The sequence below is a fragment of the Achromobacter sp. NFACC18-2 genome, from assembly GCF_900108985.1.
Lineage (GTDB): Bacteria > Pseudomonadota > Gammaproteobacteria > Burkholderiales > Burkholderiaceae_B > Achromobacter.
This window is the reverse complement of sequence record NZ_FNYM01000016.1, coordinates 43720-65250: the sequence shown is the minus strand read 5'-3', so window position 1 is coordinate 65250 and position 21531 is coordinate 43720. Positions and strand designations below refer to the sequence as shown.

General features: G+C 67.9%; 14 protein-coding genes. 8 read left to right on the top strand and 6 right to left on the bottom strand.

All coding sequences use genetic code 11. The features are described 5' to 3' along the window. Nucleotides 1-3 precede the first annotated feature (3 nt). Nucleotides 4-789: an IclR family transcriptional regulator gene (locus BMW75_RS22230; protein WP_092581972.1), complete on the bottom strand. Its 786-nt coding sequence runs from the start codon at nucleotides 787-789 to the stop codon at nucleotides 4-6. Nucleotides 790-1014: 225 nt separating this feature from the next. Between BMW75_RS22230 and uvrA the strand changes: the two genes are divergently transcribed. From uvrA to BMW75_RS22215, 3 genes are all read left to right on the top strand, one after another. Next, on the top strand, nucleotides 1015-6807 hold the full coding sequence (gene uvrA / locus BMW75_RS22225; RefSeq protein WP_092581907.1) for an excinuclease ABC subunit UvrA: 5793 nt from the start codon (nucleotides 1015-1017) through the stop codon (nucleotides 6805-6807). 6 nt (nucleotides 6808-6813) lie between these two features. After that, entirely contained in the window at nucleotides 6814-7950 is a 1137-nt protein-coding gene (locus tag BMW75_RS22220; protein ID WP_092581906.1) for an aminodeoxychorismate synthase component I, read from the top strand. Between the two features lie 68 nt (nucleotides 7951-8018). Continuing rightward, the gene (locus tag BMW75_RS22215) at nucleotides 8019-8651 is read left to right on the top strand and encodes an aminotransferase class IV family protein (RefSeq protein ID WP_092581905.1); all 633 of its coding nucleotides are present in this window, start codon (nucleotides 8019-8021) and stop codon (nucleotides 8649-8651) included. 57 nt (nucleotides 8652-8708) lie between these two features. Here the strand turns inward: BMW75_RS22215 and BMW75_RS22210 are convergent, their stop codons facing one another. Then, complete coding sequence (locus BMW75_RS22210) at nucleotides 8709-9611, bottom strand: LysR family transcriptional regulator (RefSeq protein ID WP_092581904.1); 903 nt, start codon at nucleotides 9609-9611, stop codon at nucleotides 8709-8711. Between the two features lie 217 nt (nucleotides 9612-9828). Between BMW75_RS22210 and BMW75_RS22205 the strand changes: the two genes are divergently transcribed. The 3 genes from BMW75_RS22205 to BMW75_RS22195 are packed head-to-tail and all read left to right on the top strand — an operon-like array spanning nucleotide 9829 to nucleotide 11891. Then, a complete protein-coding gene (locus BMW75_RS22205) occupies nucleotides 9829-11088 on the top strand; it encodes an aromatic ring-hydroxylating dioxygenase subunit alpha (RefSeq protein WP_092581903.1) in 1260 nt (419 codons plus the stop codon). Between the two features lies 1 nt (nucleotide 11089). Continuing rightward, nucleotides 11090-11563 carry an aromatic-ring-hydroxylating dioxygenase subunit beta gene (locus tag BMW75_RS22200; RefSeq protein ID WP_076519002.1) on the top strand — a complete coding sequence of 158 codons (474 nt, stop codon included), beginning with the start codon at nucleotides 11090-11092 and terminating at the stop codon, nucleotides 11561-11563. A gap of 16 nt (nucleotides 11564-11579) precedes the next feature. Next, nucleotides 11580-11891, top strand: coding sequence for a non-heme iron oxygenase ferredoxin subunit (locus BMW75_RS22195; protein WP_076519001.1), 312 nt, complete (start codon nucleotides 11580-11582; stop codon nucleotides 11889-11891). 20 nt (nucleotides 11892-11911) lie between these two features. Here the strand turns inward: BMW75_RS22195 and BMW75_RS22190 are convergent, their stop codons facing one another. Then, nucleotides 11912-12751: a tRNA threonylcarbamoyladenosine dehydratase gene (locus BMW75_RS22190; protein WP_092581902.1), complete on the bottom strand. Its 840-nt coding sequence runs from the start codon at nucleotides 12749-12751 to the stop codon at nucleotides 11912-11914. Between the two features lie 238 nt (nucleotides 12752-12989). Between BMW75_RS22190 and BMW75_RS22185 the strand changes: the two genes are divergently transcribed. Then, nucleotides 12990-15029 (top strand): alkaline phosphatase D family protein, encoded by a 2040-nt coding sequence (locus BMW75_RS22185; RefSeq protein ID WP_092581901.1) that lies wholly within the window; start codon nucleotides 12990-12992, stop codon nucleotides 15027-15029. 419 nt (nucleotides 15030-15448) lie between these two features. On the opposite strand, the gene BMW75_RS22180 is transcribed toward BMW75_RS22185, so the two are convergent. The 3 genes from BMW75_RS22180 to BMW75_RS22170 are packed head-to-tail and all read right to left on the bottom strand — an operon-like array spanning nucleotide 15449 to nucleotide 20029. Continuing rightward, entirely contained in the window at nucleotides 15449-16876 is a 1428-nt protein-coding gene (locus BMW75_RS22180; protein ID WP_092581900.1) for an efflux transporter outer membrane subunit, read from the bottom strand. A 5-nt stretch (nucleotides 16877-16881) separates the two neighbouring features. After that, nucleotides 16882-18840, bottom strand: a complete 1959-nt coding sequence (locus tag BMW75_RS22175; protein WP_092581899.1) for a MacB family efflux pump subunit — start codon at nucleotides 18838-18840, stop codon at nucleotides 16882-16884. Between the two features lies 1 nt (nucleotide 18841). Continuing rightward, nucleotides 18842-20029: an efflux RND transporter periplasmic adaptor subunit gene (locus BMW75_RS22170; RefSeq protein ID WP_092581898.1), complete on the bottom strand. Its 1188-nt coding sequence runs from the start codon at nucleotides 20027-20029 to the stop codon at nucleotides 18842-18844. Nucleotides 20030-20320: 291 nt separating this feature from the next. On the opposite strand from BMW75_RS22170, the gene BMW75_RS22165 reads away from it, so the two are divergent. Beyond that, nucleotides 20321-21529 (top strand): MFS transporter, encoded by a 1209-nt coding sequence (locus tag BMW75_RS22165; RefSeq protein ID WP_092581897.1) that lies wholly within the window; start codon nucleotides 20321-20323, stop codon nucleotides 21527-21529. Nucleotides 21530-21531 lie beyond the last annotated feature (2 nt).

The following is a 21531-nucleotide window of genomic DNA, read 5'->3' as shown; positions in this document are numbered from 1 at the left end:
CGGTCAGGCGCCGCCGGACGATACCGGCAGGACGGCGAGTTTGGCCGCGGCGGCGTCGCGCAGCCGCAGCAAGGGTTCGATATAGGCCGACTGCGGATCGTCGCGCCGGCGGAACAGCAGCGTGCTGACGCTGACGCCGGCGACCGGCCTGCCGGCCGCGTCGCACAGCGCCACCCCGTAGCAGACGATGCCGGGTTCGTTTTCTTCGTTGTCGATAGCGTATCCCCGCGCGGCCGCCTCGCCCAGCGCCTCGCGCAACGCGGGCAGGCTGTTCAAGGTGGCGGGCATCCGGGCAGGCAGGGGCAGGTCGCGCAGCACGCGCTCGCGCGCGGTCTCGTCCAGCGCCGCCAGGTAGGCCTTGCCCACCGCGCTGGAATGCAGCGCGACCGAGGCGCCCACGCGCGACACCATGCGCACGGAGCCGGGGCTTTCCAGCTTGTCGATGTAGATCATTTCGTGGCCGGCGGGAACGGCCAGGTGGACGGTTTCGCCGGTCTGGTCGCGCAGCGACTGGAGCTCCGGCGCCAGCGCCGCGCGCAGGTCGAACTGGCCCCAGGCCCGGCTGGCCAGCGACATCAGGCGGTGCCCCAGGCGATACGCGCCGCCGGACTCGGCCACCATGCCCTGCTCGGCAAGCGCCGCAAGGATGCGGTAGACGGTGGGACGGGGATAGCCGCAGGCGCGCGCCAGCAAGGCGGCCGTGGGGGGCTGCGGCGCATCGGCCACGGCCTGCAGCACCGCCATGAACTTTCCGAATGCCGCCGCGCCGGCGACCTTGGATTCCTGCACAAACGTCCCCAAATAAAGGTGATGGCCCGGCAGATGCGCAACACGCTCAGCGCGATTTTCAGACGAATCTGCGATACTGTTTATTTGTACAGCTAACGAGACGGGTTTTGTCCACATTATGGACAGCCGCCTCACAATATAGTCAATTATTCCATATCGACGCGCCCGGAACCAGCGATGGGTCGCCGCGCCGGCATGCTCCCTCCTCAGGCTACGATACCGTCCATGAGCTCCCATATCCGCATCGTTGGCGCCCGCCAGAACAATCTCAAGAACCTGGACCTGACCATCGCCACCGGCGAACTGGTCGTCGTGACCGGCGTTTCGGGGTCCGGAAAAAGTTCGCTGGCCTTCGACACGCTGTACGCCGAGGGGCAACGGCGCTATGTGGAAACCTTTTCGCCCTACGCGCGCCAGTTCCTGGACCGCATGGACAAGCCGCAGGTGGACCGCATCGAAGGCATCCTGCCGGCCATCGCCATCGACCAGACCAACCCGGTGCGCAGCTCGCGCAGCACGGTCGGCACGATGACCGAACTGAACGACCACCTGAAGCTGCTGTTTGCGCGCGGCGCGCGCCTGTATTGCCGCGGATGCGGCAAGCTGGTGCGGCGCGACACCCCTGAATCCGTCTACCACTCGCTGGCCGAGCGCGCCGCCGTCGCGGGCGATCCGCGCCTGGTCGTGACCTTCCCGATCGCCGTGCCCGCCAACTTCACCGAAGACGAAGTGCGCGGCTTCCTCGAACAGCAGGGCTACACACGCGTGCATGCCGAGGAAAACGCCATTCCTCGCGCCGCCGCGCCCGCCAAGGGCGCCAAGAAGGGCAAGGCCGCCAAGGCAGCCACCGAAGCGCGCCGCATCCTGCACGTCATCCAGGACCGCTTCCGCTTTGCCGGCACCGAGCGCGAACGCGTCATGGAAGCCCTGGACACGGCGCTGCGCATGGGCGCCGGCCATATCGCGGTTTACGCCATGGACGCCGAAGGCGGCAACGCGCAGCTCTGGAAGTACAGCGACCGCCTGCACTGCGCCGACTGCGACATCGAATACACCGATCCCCTGCCCAGCAGCTTCTCGTTCAATTCCCCGCTGGGCGCCTGCGAAGCCTGCCGCGGCTTCGGCCGCGTGATCGGCATCGACTTCGGCCTGGTCATCCCCGACGAGAAAAAGACCCTGCTGGAAGGCGCCATCAAGCCATGGACGACGCCCTCCTACAAGGAGTGCCAGGACGACCTGCAGAAATACGCGCCGCGCGCCGGCGTGCCGCTGGGCGTGCCCTGGAAGGACATGAGCGAGGAGCACAAGCGCTGGGTGCTCTACGGCACGCCCGACTGGAAGGGCGGCAACGACGCCTGGAAGCACCAGTGGTATGGCGTGCAGCGCTTCTTCGACTGGCTGGAGACCAAGGCCTACAAGATGCACGTGCGCGTGCTGCTGTCCAAATACCGCAGCTACACGCCCTGCCCCACCTGCAACGGCGCGCGCCTGAAGCCCGACGCCCTGCTCTGGCGCCTGGGCAGCAAGGACGAGGCCGATTTGGTGCTGCCGCCCGAGGATGGCCGCTACAAGCGCTTCATGCCCGTCGGCACCACCTGGAGCCGCGAGCAGCTCGATGGCCTGGATGGGCTGTCCATCCATGACGTGATGCTGCTGCCCATCGAGCGCGTGCGCAAATTCTTCGACACGCTGTCCTTCTCCGGCGCGCTGGACGCCGCCACCGACCTGCTCATGACCGAGGTGCGCGCGCGCCTGAAGTTCCTGTGCGACGTGGGCCTGGGCTACCTGACGCTGGACCGCCAGAGCCGCACGCTGTCGGGCGGCGAGGTGCAGCGCATCAACCTGACCACCGCGCTGGGCACCTCGCTGGTGAACACGCTGTTCGTGCTGGACGAGCCCTCGATCGGCCTGCATCCGCGCGACATGCACCGCGTCGTGGAGGTCATGCACCGCCTGCGCAATGCCGGCAACACGCTGGTGGTCGTCGAGCACGATCCGCAAGTCATGGTGGCCGCGGACCGCATCATCGACATCGGCCCCGGCCCCGGCGAACGCGGCGGCCGCATCGTCTTCGACGGCACGCCGGCGCAGTTGCGCGCGGCGCCCACGCTGACGGGCGACTATTTGGGCGGCCGCATGCGCGTGGAAGCGCCGCGTCCGATGCCGGTGGCGGCCAACACGCCGCGCCTGCTGCTGGAAGGCGTCAACGCCCACAACCTGAAGAATGTCTCGGTCGAGCTCCCGCTGGGCCGCCTGGTCTGCGTGACCGGCGTGTCCGGGTCCGGCAAGTCCACGCTGGTGCAGGACGTGCTGTACCCCGCGCTGCTCAAGCAAAAGGGCAAACCGTCGGAAGCGCCGGGCGCGTTCGACCGCCTGCTGGGCGCGGAACAGATCGCCGATGTGGTCATGGTGGACCAGACGCCCATCGGCAAGACCGCGCGCTCCAACCCCGCCAGCTACGTCGGCGCGTTCGACGCCATTCGCAAGCTGTTCGCCCAGGCCCCGCTGGCGCGTGAGCGCGCCTATACGGCCGGCACGTTCAGCTTCAACGGCGGCGACGGCCGCTGCCCGACCTGCGGCGGCACCGGCTTCGAACACGTGGAAATGCAGTTCCTGTCCGACGTGTACCTGCGCTGCCCCGATTGCGACGGCAAGCGCTTCCGCCCCGAGGTCCTGGAAGTGCGCGTCGAGCACCTGGGCAAGAGCGCGTCCATCGACGAAGTGCTGGAAATGACGGTCAGCGAGGCGCTGGAGTTCTTCAAGGGCCTGCGCGACGTGCAGACCGGACTGGCGCCGCTGGCCGACGTGGGCCTGGAATACGTGCGGCTGGGCCAGCCGGTGCCGACGCTGTCGGGCGGCGAGGCGCAGCGCCTCAAACTGGCCGGCCACCTGGCCGAGGCCGCGCGCAGCGGCATCTCGACGGCCAAGGTCGCCAAGAAAGGCAGCCTGTTCCTGTTCGACGAGCCCACCACCGGCCTGCACTTCGACGACGTCGCGCGCCTGATGCGCGCTTTCCGCAAGCTGCTGGCCGCGGGCCACACGCTGCTCGTCATCGAACACAACCTGGACGTGATCCGCGCGGCCGACTGGCTGATCGACCTGGGTCCGGAAGGCGGCGACGCCGGCGGCCTGGTGCTTGGCACGGGCACGCCGCAGGACTTGATGGACAACCCCAAGTCGCACACGGGCGCCGCGCTGCGCGACTATGAAACCAGCATCCTGCCCGCCGACGCCGTCGCCGGCGAACAGGCCGACGTCGTGGTCAGCAGCGACGCCGATGCGCAGGAAGCCGAACAGGCGGGCCTGACGGCGCGCATCGCGGAACCCGAGGCCAATTACGGCGAGGGCGCGGACGTCGGCACGCCGCTGCAGTCGCTGGTGCGCAAACGCCGTCAGGGCAGCATGGCGATCGAAATCCGCAACGCGCGCGAACACAACCTGAAGAACATCAGCGTCGAGATCCCCCACGACAAGTTCACCGTCATCACGGGCGTGTCGGGCTCGGGCAAGTCCACGCTGGCGTTCGACATCCTGTTCAACGAAGGCCAGCGCCGCTATCTGGAATCGCTGAACGCCTACGCCCGCGCCATCGTGCAGCCGGCCGGCAAGCCCGATGTTGACGCCATCTTCGGCATCCCGCCCACCGTGGCGATCGAACAGCGCACCAGCCGCGGGGGCCGCAAGTCGACCGTGGCCACGATGACGGAAATCCACCATTTCCTGCGGCTGCTGTATGTGAAGCTGGGCACGCAATACTGCCCCGACTGCAATGTGGCGGTGGAGCCGCAGAACACCGACCAGATCGTGGCGCGCCTGCTGCGCGAGCACAAGGGCGTGCACATCGGCCTGCTCGCGCCGCTGGTCACCGCGCGCAAGGGCTATTACACGGACCTGGCCAAGTGGGCCGGCTCCAAGGGCCATTCCCACCTGCGCGTGGACGGCGAATTCATTCCCGTGGCGCCGTGGCCGCGCCTGGACCGCTACAAAGAGCACACCATCGAACTGCCCGTGGCGGACGTGGTGGTGGACCCGGCCAACGAAGCCGAGCTGCGCGCGGCCGTCAAGAGCGCGCTGGAAAACGGCCAGGGCGTGATGTCGGTGGTCTGGCCGGTGAACAAGCTGCACGAGGCGCTGAACAGCGAACTGCAGCAGCAGCATTTCTCGGTCAAGCGCGCGTGCCCGTCGTGCGGCACAAGCTTTCCCGAACCCGATCCGCGCCTCTTCTCGTACAACTCCAAACATGGCTGGTGCACGGGCTGCTACGGCACCGGCCTGCAACTGCAGGGCTTTGACGAAGAACAGACCGGCGAGGAAACCGCCTGGAACGCGTGGTACGAAGGCGAAGCCAAGACCTGCACGCAGTGCGACGGTCAGCGGCTGAACCGCGTGGCGCGCGCCGTGCGCTGGCGCGACAAGTCGATCGCCGAACTGGCCTCGCTGCCCGTGTCCGATGCGCACACCTTCTTCACCGGCCTGGTGGCGCGCGGCCGCGAAGGCGAGATCGCCCGCGACATCCTGGCCGAGATCCGCGGCCGCCTGAACTTCATGCAGGAAGTGGGCCTGAACTACCTGGCGCTGGACCGCGCCGCCCCCACGCTGTCCGGCGGCGAGGCGCAGCGCATCCGGCTGGCCGCGCAGCTTGGCTCCAACCTGCAGGGCGTCTGCTATGTGCTGGACGAGCCCACCATCGGCTTGCACCCGCGCGACAACCGCATCCTGCTGGACGCGCTGGCGCGCCTGGAAGGCAACGGCAACACGCTGGTGGTCGTGGAACACGACGACGACACCATCCGCCGCGCGTCCCACGTCATCGACATCGGGCCGGGCGCGGGCATCCGCGGCGGCCGCGTGGTGGCGCAGGGCACGGTGCAGGACGTGATCGATTCGCCCGAATCCGTCACCGGCCGCTACCTCAAGACGCCGCTGGCGCATCCCCTGCAAGGCCGCCGTCCGGTCGAGGCCGACACGCCCATGATCGAGATCCGCGGCGCGCGCCTGCACAACCTGCGCAGCGTCAACGCGCGCATTCCCGTCGGCCGCTTGAGCGTCGTCACCGGCGTGTCCGGGTCGGGCAAATCCACCCTGGCGCGCGAAGTGCTGCTGGACAACCTGACCCAGGCCGTCTCGCAGGGCAAGGCGCCGGGATGGGCGGGCTGCGACAGCATCACCGGCTGGGAAGCGATCGACCGCGTGCTGGAAGTCGACCAGACCCCCATCGGCAAGACCCCGCGCTCGTGTCCGGCCACCTACGTGGGCTTCTGGGACGACGTGCGCAAGCAGTTCGCCGACACCCGCGAGGCCCGCATGCGCGGCTGGACCGCGGCGCGCTTCTCGTTCAATACCGGCGACGGCCGCTGCCCCATCTGCGAAGGCCAGGGCATGCGCACCATCGAAATGAACTTCTTGCCCGACGTCAAAGTGCCGTGCGATGCCTGCAACGGCGCGCGCTTCAACAACGACACGCTCAGCGTGCAGATGCGCGGCAAGAACGCCGGCGAGCTGCTGTCCATGGAAGTGGACGACGCCATCGGCTACTTCGCCGCCCATCCCAAGATCCACCGGCCGCTGCAACTGATGCAGGACGTGGGCCTGGGCTACCTGACGCTGGGCCAGCCTTCTCCCACCCTGTCGGGCGGCGAGGCGCAGCGCATCAAGCTGGTGACCGAGCTGTCCAAGGCGCGCCTGACCGACGGCCTGATCAAGACCGGCCGCGCCTCGCGCATCCCGCACACGCTGTACGTGCTGGATGAGCCGACCGTGGGCCTGTCGATGGCCGACGTCGAAAAGCTGATCCACGTGCTGCACCGCCTGGTCGAGGCGGGCAACACCGTGGTGGTGATCGAGCACAACCTGGACGTCATCGCCGAAGCCGACTGGCTGCTGGACCTGGGCCCCGAAGGCGGCACGGGCGGCGGGCAACTGGTGGGCGAAGGCTCCCCCGAGCACGTGATGACGCTGGCCGGCCATTCCCATACCGGCCGGGTCCTGACGGAGTTCCTCGCGCAACAACAGCGCTAACGCATCATGGATTGTCGTTTTGAAGACCGGCTGGCCGGCCGCGCGTTGCGGCTGGACGGCTTGCGCTCCCGGATCGAGGCGCGCGCCGCCGCCGAGGTCGGCCCGGCGCTGGCTGCCATCGAGGCCGCGCGCCGGCAGGGGCGCTGGATCGCTCTGCTGCTGGACTACGAGCTGGGCGAATGGCTGCTGCCCGAAGCCACCCGGCCCGCGCCGGCCGGCCCGTGGACCCCGCCCCGCGAAGACGGCCGCCCCCGCCTGACCGCGCTGGTGTTCGAGCGCAAGATCGACGAGGCGCCGTGGGCCGCGCCGGACGCGGACGCCCCGCCCGCGTCCATCAGCCTGCCCGCGCCGCGCATGACCGAGGCGGCCTACGTGCGCCAGATCGACGCCATCCGCGGCCTCATCCGCGACGGCGAGCTGTACCAGGTCAATTTCACGCAGCCGCTGGACGTGCAGTTCCAGGGCGATCCGGCCACGCTTTACCGCCGCATCGCCGCGCGCAATCCGGTCGCGCACGGCGCCTTCATCCAGGACGGCGACCGCACGGTGCTGTCGTTTTCGCCCGAGCTGTTCGTGCGGCGCGACGGCGCCCGGCTGACGACCCGGCCCATGAAGGGGACCGCGCCGCGCCACCCCGACCCGGCCGAGGACGAACGCCTGGGCCGCGAACTGCTGGCCAGCGACAAGAACCGCGCCGAAAACCTGATGATCGTCGACCTGCTGCGCAACGACCTCGGGCGCCTGGCCGAACCCGGATCGGTCAAGGTGGATGCGCTGTTTTCGCTGGAGCGCTACCCCACGGTCTGGACCATGACGTCCACCGTATCGGCGACGGCCCCGCACGCGACGCTGTCGGACGTGCTGCACGCCCTGTTTCCCTGCGGCTCCATCACCGGCGCCCCCAAAGTGGCCGCCATGCGCCGCATCCGGCAGATGGAAGCCGCCCCGCGCGGCCTGTATTGCGGCAGCATCGGCTGGCTGGCCCCGGATGGGGACTTCTCGCTCAACGTCGCGATCCGCACCCTGGTCCTGGACCGGGACGGCCACGGGGTCTACAGCGTGGGCGGCGGCATCGTCTACGATTCGGACCCCGCCGGCGAATGGCAGGAATGCCACTGGAAGGCCCGCATCCTGCGCGCCTGAGCCGCAAACCCCGCCACCGGTAGTAGCATAGAGCGCGGCCCGCGCCCGCCATGTTCCAGGAGAGTCCCATGCAGCCCGAATTGATCGAGACCATCCTGGTGGAAGCCTCCGGCAACGTGCCTCTGCTGGCGCGCCACCTCCACCGCCTCGAAGCCTCCTGCAAGGCGCTGGGTTACGTCTGGGGCGGACGCGACGTCGAAGGCGACATCCTGGTCGCGGTGACGGCCCTGGGCACGCCCGGTCCGCACCGCCTGCGCCTGCTGGTCGCGCGCGACGGCAGCCGCCACATCCAGACCGCCGTCCTCCCCCCGCTGCCCGCGCATCAGGAAATCATGCTCGCGCCCGAGGCGCTGCGGTCATCGGAGCCGCTGCTGCGCTACAAGACCACGCATCGGCCCTGGTACACCAAGACCATCGAATGGCTGCCCGCGCATCCGCACATCTTCGACCTGGTCTACCTGAACGAACGCGGCGAACTCTGCGAAGGCAGCCGCAGCAACATCTATCTGCGCCTGGGCGACGCCTGGTACACCCCGCCCGTGGACAGCGGCTGCCTGCCGGGCGTGCAGCGCGCGCATCTGCTGGAAGCCGGCAAGGCCAAGGAACGCGTGCTGACGCTGGCGGACCTGCACGCCGCCGACGAGATCCGGCTGTCGAATGCGCTGCGCGGGTGGTTCACGGTGACGTTCCGGGAAGCTTAGGGCGGGATTGCAGGACGCCTGTTGCACGCGCCGCTGCACGCGCCCGCTGCGCACGCCTCACTCCGCAAACACGTCCACGACGACCTGGCGCAGCCACTGGTTCGCGGCCTCGCGATGATTCCGGGCGTGCCAGAACACGTTGATCACGGATTCCGGGATCTTTACCGGACAGGGCGCCGCCGCCAGCCCGAACGGCCCGCAGGCGCAGTCGGCAAAGCGCTGCGGCACCACCGCGATCATGTCGGTGGCCTGCAGCACCGGCCCCACCGCCATGAAATGCGGCACCGTCAGCCGCAGGCGGCGGCGGATGCCGGCGCGTTCGATCACTTCGTCCACCACCCCATGGCCCGTGCCCTCGGACACGATGGCCACGTGCTCGGCCGCCCGGAACTGGCGGGCCGACACGCCGGAGCGCGCCAGCGGATGGTCCTGGCGGAAGATGCAGACGTAGGGTTGGCGGAACAGCCGGCGCTGGAAGAAGCCGCCCTTGAGCCCCGGCAGGAAGCCCATGGCCAGATCCATGCGGCCGCGTTCCATTTCATCGCGCACGTCGATCGAGGTCGTGCGTACGGTGCGGATGGTGACGCCGGGCGCCACCTGGTCCAGCGCCCGCATCAACCGGGGCAGGAAGTAGGTCTCGCCCACGTCGTTCACGCCGATCACGAAAGCGCGTTCGCTGCGCGCCGGGTCGAACGCCACGCGCGCATTCAGCGTGCCGTGCAGCGCGCCGAGCGCATCGGCGATGGGCGGGGCCAGGCTCTCGGCATACGGCGTGGGCACCATCCCGCGCGAGGTCCGCAGGAACAGCTCGTCGCCCAGCAGCTTGCGCAGCCGGCCCAGCGCGTTGCTGACCCCGGGCTGCGAGATGCCCAGGCTTTCGGCGGCCGCCGACACCCGTCGATGCTTGTGCAACTCATTGAAGACGACGAGCAGATTCAGATCCACGTCTTTCAGGTTCATGCGCTTGTCTCCACCGGCACCAATATTGATTCTGGTGATTTATGTAATTAGCCAGATTCTATTTATTAATTTGATGCGCTGCCCGATGATGCGACAAACGCCTGCGCCCATGTCGCGCAAGGCTCTGCCCGGCCGCCACGCGGCCCGATGGAAAATGGAGACACACCATGCGCGCCTGCCCGCAACGCATCGCCACGCCCTGTAAAAGGGGCCGTCCATGAACGCCCCCGAGCATCCCATCCATATCGTCCCGCCCTGGCAGGGCGACGGCTCCCATCGCATCCCCTTCGGCGTCTATACCGACGCCGCGCTGCACCAGCGGGAGCTGGAGCGCTTTTTCTACCGGGGCCACTGGAGCTACGTGGGCCTGGAGGCCGAAATCCCCCAGCCCGGCGACTTCAAGCGCACGGTGGTGGGCGAGCGGTCCGTCATCCTGCTGCGCGACAACGACGGCCAGGTCCGCGTCGTGGAGAACGTCTGCGCCCATCGCGGCGTGCAGTTCTGCCGCGAGCGCGCCGGCAACCGCAGCGAATTCGTCTGCCCCTATCACCAGTGGAACTACGACCTGCAGGGCAACCTGATCGGCGTGCCCTTCCGCCGCGGCGTCAAGCAGGACGGCAAGGTGAACGGCGGCATGCCGCCCGACTTCAAGCCCGAGGAGCACGGACTCACCAAGCTGGCGGTGGCCTGCCGCAACGGCGTGGTCTTCGCCTCCTTCGACCACGACGTCGAGCCGCTGGAAGACTACCTGGGCCCGGACATCCTGCACTACTTCGACCGCGTCTTCGACGGCCGCCAGCTGGTGATCCACGGCTACAGCCGCCAGCGCATTCCGGGCAACTGGAAGCTGATGCAGGAGAACATCAAGGACCCCTACCACCCCGGCCTGTTGCACACCTGGTTCGTGACCTTCGGGCTGTGGCGCGCGGACAACCGGTCCGAACTGAAGATGGACCGGCATTTCCGCCACGCCGCCATGATCTCCACGCGCGGCCAGGGCGGCAAAAGCACCGTCACCAGCGGCGTGTCCAGCTTCAAGGAACAGATGTCGCTGCACGACGACCGCTTCCTCGACATCGTGCCGGAGCCCTGGTGGAACGGCCCGACCGCGGTGCTGATGACCCTGTTTCCCAGCGTCATCATCCAGCAGCAGGTCAATTCCCTGTCCACCCGCCACATCCAGCCCGTGGGCCACGACGCCTTCGACTTTGTCTGGACCCATTTCGGTTTTGCGGACGACACCCCCGAAATGACGCAGCGCCGCCTGCGCCAGGCCAACCTGTTCGGCCCCGCGGGCTTCGTGTCGGCCGACGACGGCGAAGTCATCGAGTTTTCGCAATCCGGCTTCGAACAGAAACCGTGGCACCGCAGCGTCGCGGAACTGGGCGGCAAGACCGCCGAGAACACCGACCACATGGTCACCGAAACGCTGATACGCGGCATGTACGCGTACTGGCGCCGCGTGATGGAGGCCTGACATGCTGGACTTTCCGCTCTATTACCAGCTGTCCCGCCTGTACAGCGACTATGCCGCCGCCCTGGACGCCGGCGAATGGGAAAAGTGGCCGGACTTCTTCGTGGAGGACTGCATCTACAAAGTGCTGCCGCGCGAGAACTACGAACGCGGCTTTCCCCTCGCGACCATGGCATTCGAAAGCCGCGGCATGCTCAAGGACCGCATCTACGGCGCCACCGAAACGATCTTCCACGACCCCTACTACCAGCGCCACGTCGTGGGCGCGCCGCGCGTGCTCCTGGTGCAGGACGGGCGCATCGAAGCCGAGGCCAACTACGCCGTATTCCGCACCAAACCCAGCCAGCTCACCACCGTCTTCAACGTGGGGCGCTACCTGGACGTGATCCGCCAGACGCCGGACGGCCTGAAATTCCAGTCGCGGCTGTGCATCTTCGACAGCGAACTGATTCCGAACTCGCTGATCTACCCCATCTGAACCAGGAGACGACGCAATGACTGTGCAATGGATCAAGGCCATCGGACGCGACGACGTCCCCGAAGATGACGTCATCGCCGTGCAGGCCGGCGGGCGCGAGATCGCGCTGTACGGCGTGGACGGCGAGGTCTACGCCACCGACAACCTCTGTACGCACGGCAACGCCAGGCTGTGCGATGGCTTTTTGACAGGCCACGAAATCGAATGCCCGCTGCACCAGGGCCGCTTCGACGTGCGCGACGGCCGCGCCCTGTGCTCGCCGCTGCGCGACAACATCGCGACCTACCCCGTCCGCATCGAGGACGGCGTCGTGTTCGTGGCGATGTAAGGGCGCGCGCCTGGCCGCCTTCAGACCGCCAGGCGCAACGCCTCGTTGGCCGCCGCCATGCCCATGGCGGCGGTCACGGTAACCACCGACCCATAGCCCGCGCACGACAGCCCCTGCGGCGCCAGCGTCAGCCCCGACGCCCCCATGTCGTCCTCGCCCTCGAACGGCCGGGTCCACGCGTCGGGCAGGATCGCCGGCTGGTCGAACCACAAGGCATGCACGCCCATCTTGGGCACGCGCTTGAGCGCCTTGCCATTCTTGTTGGACGCCCGCGGAAACCCGTGTTCGCGCCGCAGCTTGTTGCGCAGCTTGGCAAGCAGCGCATCATTGACCGCCCCGGACAGATCCCCCGCCCGCAGGGCCAGCGGATCCGTCTTTCCCCCCGCCCCGCCGCACAACAGCATCGGCACGCCCAGCGTGCGCGCATGCAGGATCATCGCAATCTTGGCGGCGGCCTGATCGGTGCAGTCGATGATGACGGTATACGGCCCCGGCAGCACGTCGCCCACATTCTCGGGCGACACGAAATCATCCACCCGCGTGATCCGGCATTCCGGATTGATGGCCAGCACCCGCTCGGCCATCGCATCCACCTTCGACTGCCCCAGGGTGGACGTCAGCGCGTGGATCTGCCGGTTGACGTTGGATTCGGCAATGTGATCCAGGTCGATCAGCGTCAACGCCCCAACACCGCAGCGCGCCAGCGCCTCGACGGTCCACGAGCCCACGCCCCCCAGACCGGCGACGGCCACGTGGGCATTGCGGATGCGGGCGGGCGCCTCGGGACCGTACAGGCGCGAAAGGGCGCCGAAGCGCCGGTCGAGGTCGGCGGGTTCAGGAAGCGGTTCGGGCGAGTTCATGAACGGGATTTTATTGCAGGCGCGGACCCTGCCCGCCTGGCGATATACGCGACATTCCACCGGCGCCGCGATCCGCCGGGCTTCCGATCGCGTGCGCCGCATCCTGTCACTCCCACGTAACGCCCGGATGGGGTAATACGCCGCCGCGGGCTGGCGACGGCGCGAACCGTCCTCACGCCCGCTCCCCACCAATCAGGTGCCGCGCGCCGGCATCGTCCGACAGGGCGTAGTAATCACCATGGACCGCAGAAAATTCCTTAAATGGGGCAGCTTCCTGACCGTCTCCGCCGCCACCGCCGGCCTGGCCGGCTGTAACGGCAGCAACGACGACGATGACGACAATGGCGGTGGCGACGGCGGCAACGAGGGCGGCGGCGCCCCGGCACGCTTCCAGTACCCGCAAGGCGTCGCCTCCGGCGACCCGCGGCCCGACAGCATCATCCTGTGGACGCGGGTGCTGGGAGACGATGGCGCGGCCGTGCCCGTGCGCGTGCAACTGGCCCGCGACGCATCCTTCACCCAACTCCTGGTCGACGCCTCGATCAGCGCCGAACCGGATTGGGACCACACCGTGCGCCACAAAGTCACGGGCCTGGACCCGGCAAGCAACTACTACTACCGCTTCGTGGCCGGCGGCAGCACCAGCCCCATCGGCCGGACGCGCACCGCGCCCGCCGAGAACGCCGCCGTGTTGCAACTGAAGTTCGCCTTCATTTCGTGCCAGGACTGGAGCGTGAACCACTGGGCGGCCTTCGACGACCTCGCCGCACAGGACCTGGATTTCGTGGTGCACCTGGGCGATTACATCTACGAAACCGTCAAGGCGGGCTTCCAGACCGGCGGCGTGGAAGGCGCCCACGCGCCGCTGTCGCTACCCGACGGCACCGCGCGGGCCGACGGCGCCATCTACGCCACCACCCTCGCCGACTACCGCAGCCTGTACCGCAGCTACCGCTCCGACCCCCGGCTGCAAGCCCTGCACGCGCGATTCCCCGTCATCGCCATCTGGGACGACCACGAATTCTCGGACGACTGCTGGCAGGACCACCAGACCTACGGCGTCGCCGACGACGAAACGCCCATCACATCGCGCCGCCGCGGCGCCAGCCAGGCCTGGTTCGAATTCATGCCGGCCGATGTGTCGCTGGACCTGACCAACCCGTCATTCCAGAACATCCAGATCTATCGCGCCTTCCGCTTCGGCAGCCTCGCCACCCTGCTCATGACGGACGAACGCCTGTACCGAACCGACCACGTCATTCCCGAACAACAAGTGGGAAGCGAAATCGGCAGCCGCTACTTCGTGCCCAAAAGCCTGCTGTCGCAAGTCGAGACCTTGAAAATGACCAACGCCGGCGGCCAGTTGACGCCCGTCTCGATCCTGGGCGACACCCAGCGCGACTGGTGGAAGGCCCAACTGGGCGCCAGCACCACGTCATGGAACCTCTGGGGAAATGAAGTCTCGCTGCTGCGCATGCAGTTCAACGGCACCCAGGCCGTCTCCGGCCTGCTGGCCCAGGGCCTGGCCGCCGCGCAATCCGCGCTGGCCCCCCTGGTCACGGCCATGGCCGCCGCGCTGGCGCAGGACCTCACGGCCGCCGACCACACCAGCGGCAAACCCGTCACGGCGTATCCCATGCTGTCGGGCCTGCTGGACATACAGGCCGGCATTCCCCCCGCCGCCTTCGCCGCACAGATCAAACCCCTGCTGGACGCCCAGTTGCCGCCGTCGCTGCTGCTGAACGAATACCTGCTGAACGCCGACCAATGGGACGGCTACAACGCCGAGCGCAAGCACCTCATGGCCTTCGTGCGCGACACCGGCGTGCGCAACCTCGTCGCGCTGACGGGCGACATCCACGCCTTCTTCGCCGGCCCCGTGATGGACGACTACGACGCCGCCACCCCCCAGCCCGTGATGGTGGACCTGGTGACAGCCGGCATCTCCAGCAACTCCTTCTTCAGCTACTTCAAGAATGTCGTCGACACCGACCCAAGCTTCGCGGCCGCCAAGCCGCTGATCTACGGCGAGACGGCGGGCAAGATCCAGAACGCGTTCAACGACACGCTGCGGCAGTTCAACGCAAACTGGATGCGCCACATCGACACCGACGCACAGGGCTACGCCGTCGTGACGTTGACCGAGACCGAACTGCGCTGCGTCTTCAACAAGCTCAAGCCGCTCGACGGCACGCAAGCCCCAGCGGCGCCCGTCGTCGCATCGCAAACCGTGCTGAAGGTGGCGTCAGGCACGCCGGACGTGATCGTGACAACCTAAACGCCCGCCCCCCCTGCGCAGCCCACACGCGAAGCGTCACCGCCACGACGCCAGACACCGCGTAAGCCCCCCAAGGCCGCCCGCGCGGCCGGCCGGGGGCGGGCCCCGCAAGACGCTCCAAAGCCCACCCGGCGCCCGCAAGAACCTCAAGAACCCCACCCGTCCCAGCGCCCGGCAAGATCCAGCCGCCCGAGCCCGGTGTGGCGCGGGCCTGGGGTGGGCGGGGCGTTTAGGTGCGCCCGGCGGAATCCGAAGGCAGCCGCCGGAGGCGGCAACGAGGATGAGCGCGGGGCAGTCCGGAGCGAAGGCTCCGGACCGCAACCGGAGCCCCGCCCGCCCCAGGCCCGCGCCGCGCCGGGCGTCAATAGAAAATAGAACCTACCCTCAAGCAACCAAAGCCGCCCGCCGCACCATACGCCCTAAGAACTCACATCCCCCGAAGCCGCGACATCCACATCATCCCCGCCAAGCGCCTGATAAACCGTCACCTGATTCACCAACCGGTTCAACATGTTCTCGTCGCTGGCAACTTCCGCCGTCCTGCGCCGTTCCTGCGCATCCAGCCAATCCCGCAACGGCACGGCCCCCGCCCGGTATCGAACCTCGTACAACCGCTCCGCCTCGCGCGCCGACCGCAAAGACAGGTCCAGCTGCTCGGCCCGCCGCGCCAACTGCGTGCGGTTCGACAGCGCATTCTCCACATCCGCCATCGCCTGATACAGCGACTGCCGGAAGCTCACCACCCGCTCCTCGTAATCCGCCTTGGAGATCTTGATGTTGAGCTGCATCTGGTTCCATTGCAGAAACGGCAGCGTCAGCCCCGCCCCCAACGTCGCAATGGGATTTTGCAGCACCTCCGACAGCGTCGGGCTCGAACTGCCCAGCGCCCCGGTCAGCGTCACCGGCGGATAAAAGCTTGCGCGCGTCGCATCCACCGTCGCCAGCGACTCCCGCAGCCGCAGCTCCGCCGCGCGTAGGTCCGGCCGCCGCCCCAGCAGCTCCGCCGGCACGCCCGCGCGGGCCTGCGGCAACGCGCTGGACGGCAGGCGGGCCGGATCGGCCATAATCCGGTCCGGCGGACCGTCGAAAAGAATCGCCAGCGCATTCGTATACTCCACGCGCTGCTGCACCAGCAGCGCATGCGCCGCCTGCTGGCTCGCCACCGTCTGCTCGGCCTCCGCCAGCTCCAGCGCCGACGCCCCGCCCGCCGCATACTGCGCCCGCACCAGCTCCTGCGTGCGGCGCGCATAGGCAATGCTTTCCTCACTGCTCGCAATGCGCTGATTGATGAACGCCGTCTGCCAATACAGCGTCGCCGTCGTCCCCACCAGCGACAGCGCGGCGCTCTGCCGGTCCTGCTCCGTCGCCAGCGCCTCCCACTGCGCCGCATCCCGCTGGCGCGCCAGCTTGCCCCACAGGTCCACCTGGTAGCTGACCGTCAGCTCCGCCGAATTCGCGCGCGTAATGGCGCGATCGCCATAAAGATTGCGGATGCGCGAAACATTCGCGTCGCCGCCGAACTGCGGCATCAGCTGGTCATCGGCCAGCCCCGCCTGATACTGGGCCCGTCGCACGCGGATCGCCGCGGCCGCCAGGTCGTTATTGCGCGCCAGCGCCGTCTCGACCAGCCCATTGAGCACCGGGTCATTGAAATTGCGCCACCACGCGCCCCCTTCGAACAACATCGCCTGCGCGCCCGTGTCCGGGTCCGCGCCGGCATGGGTCCAGGCCGCCGGCACATTCGCGGCCGGCGGCTCATAATCCGTGCGCAGCAGACCGCCGCAACCGCCCAGCGCCAGCAGCAGCGCCAGAACGGCCGGTTTGCACATAGGGAAAACTGCTTTCATCGTCCTCATTCCCGGGCCAGCGCCTCGACGGGATCCAGGCGCGCCGCATTGCGCGCCGGCAGATAGCCAAAAATCACACCGATCAGCGTCGAGCACGTAAACGCCGCCACCATCGATGCCGTGGAATAGATCATCTGGAACGAGCCGCCCGTCGCCTTGCTCACCAGCACCCCCAGGCCCAGCGACAACAGAATGCCCACCGCGCCCCCGATCAGGCACACCAGCACCGCCTCGATCAGAAACTGCTGCATGATGTCGCTGCGGCGCGCGCCCACCGCCATGCGCACCCCGATCTCGCGCGTGCGCTCGGTCACCGACACCAGCATGATGTTCATCACCCCGATGCCGCCCACCATCAGCGAAATCAGCGCGATCAGCGAAACCAGCAGCGTCATCGTGGCCGTCGTGCGCTCGATCGTCTTGCGCACCGCGTCCGTGTTGAACACAAAAAAGTCCTTCACCACGTGGCGCCGCGTCAGCACGCGCACGATCGCCTGCTCCGCCGCCGCGGGCGGCGTGGCGTCGCTGACCCGCACCGTGATGCTCTTGAGGTGCTGCTGGCCCAGCACGCGCGACAGCGCCGTCGTATAGGGAATCCACACGTTCAGCGAATCATTGTTGCCAAAGACCGTGTCTTTCTTCTGCGTCACCCCGATCACGCGCGCCGGCATCGAACCCAGGAACACCACCTGCCCGATGGGTTCGGTGTGCGAGCCGAACAGCTTGCGGCGCGTGCCCTCGTCGATCACCACCTCCTGCGCGCGGCGGGCCACGCTGGTCTCGTCAAAGAATTTGCCTTCCGCCAGCTTGATCGCACGCACGCGGAAATACTGTTCCCCCACCCCCTGGATCGATCCGTTCACCGACACATTGCGATAGCGCAGCGTATTGCTGGTCGCCACCTCCGGCGTCACGCTGTCCACATAGGACTCGCGCGCCAGCGCATCCGCGTCGGCCGGCACCAGGGTGCGGATATTGACCGCCTTCTCATCGCCGAAATCCTTGCCCGGAAAGACCTCCACCGTATTGGTGCCGATCGCGCTGATGTCCTCCAGGATCTTGCGCCGCGAGCCCTCGCCCAGCGCCACCACCGACACCACGGCGGCGATGCCGATGATGATGCCCAGCATCGTCAGCGACGTGCGCAGCCGGTGCGCGTTCATGGCCAGCAGCGCCATGCGCAGCGCCTCGCCGCAACGGTCCAGATAGGCCTGCCAGGCCGGCCGCTGGGCCAGCGCCGGCGCCTCGTCCCGCGCGGCCTGGTGCCGCGGCGCTTCCGGATTGCGCTTGTCGGCGACGATCTCGCCGTCGCTGATCTCGATGATGCGCTGGGCATGGCGCGCCACATTCATGTCGTGCGTGACGATGATGATGGTGTGCCCGGCCGCGTTCAGCTCCTCCAGGATGCGCAGCACCTCCTGCCCGGTATGCGTGTCCAGCGCGCCGGTGGGCTCGTCGGCCAGGATGATGTCCCCGCCGTTCATCAGCGCCCGCGCGATGCTCACACGCTGCTGCTGGCCCCCGGAGAGCTGGCCGGGCCGGTGCCCGGACCGGTCGGCCAGGCCAAGCCGCGCCAGCAGGGCCGAGGCGCGCTCCAGCCGGGCCTCGCGGCGCTTGCCCGCATAGACTGCCGGCACCTCCACGTTGCCCTGCGCGCTCAGGTCGGCCAGCAGGTGGTATCGCTGGAAAATGAAGCCGAAGTGCTCCCGGCGCAGCTCGGCCAACTCGTCCGGATCCAGCTCGCCGGTGCTGCGGCCATCGACCTTGTAGTCGCCGACCGTGGGGCGGTCCAGGCAGCCCAGGATGTTCATCAGCGTGGACTTGCCCGAGCCGGACGCGCCCACGATGGCGACCATCTCGCCGGCTTCGATCGTGAGGTTGATGTCCTTCAGGACGGCAATCGTCTGGTCGCCCGCGGGGAACTCGCGGCGCACCCCGGACAGGGAGATCAACGGGCCGGCCATGTCAGGCCCCCGGCTGCGCGCCGGCCGCCGGGGCAGAATCCGCCGACACGACGCGTTCGCCCACCTCCAGGCCTTCCAGCACCTGCGCCTGCACATTGTTGTTCATGCCGATGCGGACCTGCCGCGTCTCGGTCTTGTTGCCGTCCAGCACCACCCGCACCGCATAGCGCCCGTCCTCGCCGCGCTTGCCCAGCGCCGAGGCGGGCACCACCACGGCATTCTTGGCCTCGCCCAGCACGATGAACACCTGCGCCGTCATCGAAATGCGCAGCTTCTCGTCCGGGTTGGGCACGTCGAACAGGCCGTTGTAATAAACCGCCGCGCTGGTCGACGTGCTGGTGGACGACGTCAGCGACGAGGTCGCATCGTCCTTCTGGATGGAATCCGGCGCCGGTTCCACCGCGCGCAGCGTCGCCCGGTAGCGCTCGTCGGGCTCACCCAGGATGGTGAAATAGACCGGCAGGCCCGGCTTGACCCGGGTCACGTCGGCCTCGGAAATCTGCGCCTTGATCGTCATGGTGTCCACCTGCGCCACCTTGATGATGGTCGGCGCGCTCTGGATCGAGTTCACCGTCTGGCCTTCCTTGGTCACCACCGCCACCACCATGCCGTCGATCGGCGAGACGATACGCGTATAGCCCAGGTTGACCTGGGCGGTGTCGACCTGGATTTCCGCCTGGGCGATCTGCGCGTCCAGCGAGGCGATCTCGGCGCGGGTCACGCCCAGCGTGGCCTCGGCGGATTCGTAGGCCTCGCGCGAGCTGGCATCGGCCGCCAGCATCTGGCGCTGCCGCTTGAAGGCGAGCTCGGCCTGTTTCAGCATCGCAACCTTGGCGGCGCGCTCGGCGCGTCGCGTCTGCAGCGCGGCCTCGGCGTTGCGCAGCTCGTTCTGCTGGGTCAGGTCGTCGATCTCGGCCACGAGCTGGCCCTTCTTGACCCGGTCGCCCAGCTCCACCTTCAAGGACTTCAACTGGCCCGTGGCCTGGGCGCCGACGCTGACCCGTTCGATGGCGTCGATGGTGCCGCTGGCCAGGACGCTGTCTTCCAGGTCGGCGCGGGTGACCTCGGCCACCGCGAAGGTCGGCGGCGGCGGCGCGGAGAAGAACGCGGCCCGGGCGGCGAACACGAGAAGCAGGAGGATGACGGCGATCAGGCCATAGCGCTTGAGCTTGCTGCGGGACTTTTTCATTGAACTGGATAAGAGGGACGGCTGGCGCCGAGAACGGCGCCGGTGATGCTGGCGAATGACACCCGCCATGATTGTTCCGTTGCGAGAACGATACAACGAGTGCGGCGCAAAGACGGAACCCTTTTTACCGCACCTGCCGTGAACGTGCTGTCATCTGTATGAATAAGAACACGACTTGGCGGCTAGATGACCGCTAACTCCCCGCCGTGACCCGCCCCCAATTGCGGCGGCGCAAAAAATCCTCGCCTCGACATAGGCGGATGTTACGAACAGAATGGCTGCAGTTAAGCCGTGTCTACCTCCAACAGATCCCCCTCCGCGCCATCCAGTTCCCCAGAATTTTCCGGGGCGGTGCTGTTGTGCCTGCTGGCCATGATGAATCACGTGGCGCTTACCGGGGGACGGATCACCGTTTCCCTGACCGCGCTGCAGATGGGGCTGTCCACATTCAAGGTCGGCACCCTGGTCGCCGTGTTCGCGGTGCTGCCGATGCTGTTTTCGGTGCGCGCGGGGCGTTGGGTCGATCGGGTCGGCATCGTGCGCCCCCTGGTGATCGGCACGGCTTTGGTCGCCTTCGGCACCTTACTTCCCTTCATCTCGCAGACCCAGGCTGCGCTGCTGGTCGCCTCGTGCTGCATCGGCATCGGGTTCATGCTGCACCAGGTCGCCACGCAGGACCTGCTGGGCCATGCCGAACCCGAACAGCGCCTGCGCAATTTCTCGTTCATGTCGCTGGCGCTGGCGGGCTCCGGTTTCTCCGGCCCGCTCATCGCGGGGCTGGCGATCGACCACCTGGGCACCCGCACGGCGTTCGGCATCCTGGCCCTCGGGCCCCTGCTGTCGGCCGGCGGACTGTATGCGCTCCGTCACCAATTGAAGGCCGTGGACGCCGCGATCACCGTCGTGCGCGAGGCCCAGCGCCGCCGCGTCACCGAACTGCTGGCCGTCCCCGCCCTGCGCCGCATCCTCATGGTGAACACCATTCTGTCCGGCGCCTGGGACACCCATTTGTTCGTCGTGCCCATCTTCGGCGTGGCGATCGGCCTGTCGGCCACCACCATCGGCGTCATCCTGGCGTCCTTCGCGGCGGCAACTTTCGTCATCCGCCTGGTTCTCCCCTTGATCCAGCGCCGCGTCCGCTCATGGACGCTGGTGCGCGTGGCCATGGCCACGGCCGCCATCGACTTCATGTTTTACCCGCTGTTCACCGACGTTACCGTCCTGATCGTGCTGTCCTTCATCCTAGGCCTGGCGCTGGGCTGTTGCCAGCCCAGCATGCTGGCCTTGCTGCACCAGCATTCGCCGCCGGGCCGGGCGGCCGAGGCCGTGGGCCTGCGGATGGCCCTGATCAACGGTTCGCAGGTGTCGCTGCCGTTGACCTTCGGCGCGCTGGGTGCGGTAATTGGCGTTGCCCCGCTTTTCTGGGCCTATTCCGTGGCATTGATGGCCGGGGGCTGGGCCAATCGCAATCCTCCGCACGAGCCTGAACGGAAAACGTAGTC

Coding starts and splice junctions, on each gene's coding strand:
- BMW75_RS22195 (WP_076519001.1), top strand. CDS start 11,580: ATGACTGTGCAATGGATCAAGGCCATCGGACGCGACGACGTCCCCGAA.
- BMW75_RS22175 (WP_092581899.1), bottom strand. CDS start 18,840: ATGGCCGGCCCGTTGATCTCCCTGTCCGGGGTGCGCCGCGAGTTCCCC.
- BMW75_RS22215 (WP_092581905.1), top strand. CDS start 8,019: ATGCAGCCCGAATTGATCGAGACCATCCTGGTGGAAGCCTCCGGCAAC.
- BMW75_RS22170 (WP_092581898.1), bottom strand. CDS start 20,029: ATGAAAAAGTCCCGCAGCAAGCTCAAGCGCTATGGCCTGATCGCCGTC.
- BMW75_RS22180 (WP_092581900.1), bottom strand. CDS start 16,876: ATGAAAGCAGTTTTCCCTATGTGCAAACCGGCCGTTCTGGCGCTGCTG.
- BMW75_RS22190 (WP_092581902.1), bottom strand. CDS start 12,751: ATGAACTCGCCCGAACCGCTTCCTGAACCCGCCGACCTCGACCGGCGC.
- BMW75_RS22185 (WP_092581901.1), top strand. CDS start 12,990: ATGGACCGCAGAAAATTCCTTAAATGGGGCAGCTTCCTGACCGTCTCC.
- BMW75_RS22210 (WP_092581904.1), bottom strand. CDS start 9,611: ATGAACCTGAAAGACGTGGATCTGAATCTGCTCGTCGTCTTCAATGAG.
- BMW75_RS22200 (WP_076519002.1), top strand. CDS start 11,090: ATGCTGGACTTTCCGCTCTATTACCAGCTGTCCCGCCTGTACAGCGAC.
- BMW75_RS22220 (WP_092581906.1), top strand. CDS start 6,814: ATGGATTGTCGTTTTGAAGACCGGCTGGCCGGCCGCGCGTTGCGGCTG.
- BMW75_RS22205 (WP_092581903.1), top strand. CDS start 9,829: ATGAACGCCCCCGAGCATCCCATCCATATCGTCCCGCCCTGGCAGGGC.
- uvrA (WP_092581907.1), top strand. CDS start 1,015: ATGAGCTCCCATATCCGCATCGTTGGCGCCCGCCAGAACAATCTCAAG.